Origin of the sequence: Arthrobacter sp. Hiyo1 (assembly GCF_001263615.2) — a bacterium.
In the GTDB taxonomy this organism is placed as follows: Bacteria; Actinomycetota; Actinomycetes; order Actinomycetales; family Micrococcaceae; genus Arthrobacter.
Window position 1 is genome coordinate 18945 of record NZ_DF952476.1, and the last position, 1678, is coordinate 20622.

Annotated in this window: 1 protein-coding gene and 1 pseudogene; both read left to right on the forward strand. The window is 67.2% G+C overall.

Going from position 1 to position 1678, the window contains the following annotated elements; genetic code table 11:
- Window positions 1–313 (forward strand): annotated as a pseudogene (locus AHiyo1_RS20520) (LLM class flavin-dependent oxidoreductase); the annotation flags it as partial.
- 9 nt (window positions 314–322) lie between these two features.
- Window positions 323–1678 (forward strand): NtaA/DmoA family FMN-dependent monooxygenase (locus AHiyo1_RS20525; protein WP_059389814.1); only part of this gene is annotated, 1356 nt, incomplete at its 3' end.

Consider the following 1678-nt stretch of genomic DNA (forward strand, 5'->3'; position numbering starts at 1 on the left):
GCTCGCCGAACTGGACGCGTTTACTCCGTGGACCAGTTCCCGGGCGCGCTTCGTCGGCACGGCGGCGGAATTGGTCGACTTCCTTGCCGGGTTGCTGGCCGTGGCCGACGGCGTAAGGCTGCATCCGGCTGTGCTGGACGTGGAGCTCGAGGAACTGGCGCAGCTGGTGCTGCCTGAGCTCCGTCGCCGTGCGGTCCTGAAGCCTGTTGCCCAGGGCGGCACGTTCCGGGAACTGCTGGGTCTTGAACGGCCGCTGAGCCGGTACGCGAGCGTGGGCGCGGCGGGCGCCGCCGTCGTTGGCTTGGAAAACTGAGGAGAGACTATGACACAGCACAACCGTGCTAAATTCCAGCCGAGCGGGAAGATCCAGTTCGGGATCTTCTTCCAGGGCGTCAACTCCGGCACCATCTGGAAAGCGCCTGAATCCGGTTCGCAGACCGACTTTGAGTCGTTCCGACGGATCGCCCAGACCGCCGAGCGCGGGCTGTTCGCAGCCTTCTTCCTGGGCGAGGGCCTGCGCTTGCGGGAACATCTCGGACGACCGCACGCCCTGGACGTCGCGGGCAGGCCGGACGCGCAGACCATGCTGGCGGCGCTCGCGTCGGTGACGTCCAATATCGGGCTCGTGGCCACGCAGAATACGACGTACAACGATCCCGCCGACCTCGCTCACAGGCTCGCCTCCCTCGACTTGCTCTCCGGCGGGCGCGCCGCCTGGAACGTCGTCACCACGGACAACGCGTGGACCGGGGCCAACTTCCGCCGGGGCGGCTACCTGGACCACGCCGATCGCTATATCCACGCCGAAGCATTCGTGGAGACCGCCAAGAAGATCTGGGATTCGTGGGAGGACGGAGCGGTCTCCTCGTCCGTCTCCGCGGATTCCTGGGCGGTTCCCGGCCATGCGCGGCGCGTGCACCACTCCGGGCAGCACTATTCCGTGGACGTCACCCCCCGGCTGCCGCGCAGCGCCCAGTACAGGCCGGTGCTGTTCCAAGCCGGGGATTCCCCGGAAGGACGCGACTTCGCCGCCCGCCAAGCGGATGTGATCTTCTCGGCGCACCCGAAGTTCGACGACGCCGCGGAGTTCCGCGCCGATATCGTCTCGCGCTCCCTGGCTGCCGGACGGGGTGCCAACGACGTCCAGATCATGCCGGCGAGCGAATTCATCCTCGCTGCGACTGACGAGGAAGCCCGCGAGAAGAAGGAATGGGTCCGCGGCCTGCAGATCGGGCCGCAGCAGGCAGTTGCGTATCTCGAACAGTTCTGGGGCCGGGAGTTGTCCGCCTACGATCCCGATGGTCCGCTTCCGGAGATCGATCCGGTGGTGGAGGAGACCTCCGAGACCCGGGGGAGCGGCTTCCACGGGGCCAAAGCCCGGCAGCTCGCCGAGCAATGGCGCGCCGAAGCTGCCGAGAAGGGGCTGTCGATCCGGCAGTTCGTGAGCTCCAGGACGTCCAGGGTTGACGCGACGTTCACCGGATCCTATACAGCCGTGGCCGATACCTTGGCCGAGTACGCCCGGGTGGGTGCCGTCGACGGCTTCAACATCTCGCCATGGCTTATCCCCACCGGCCTGGACGACATCGTGAACCACTTGGTGCCCGAGCTGCAGGAACGTGGCGTGTACCCCACGGAGTACGCAGGCCCGACCCTACGCGAGAACCTGGGCCTCGCG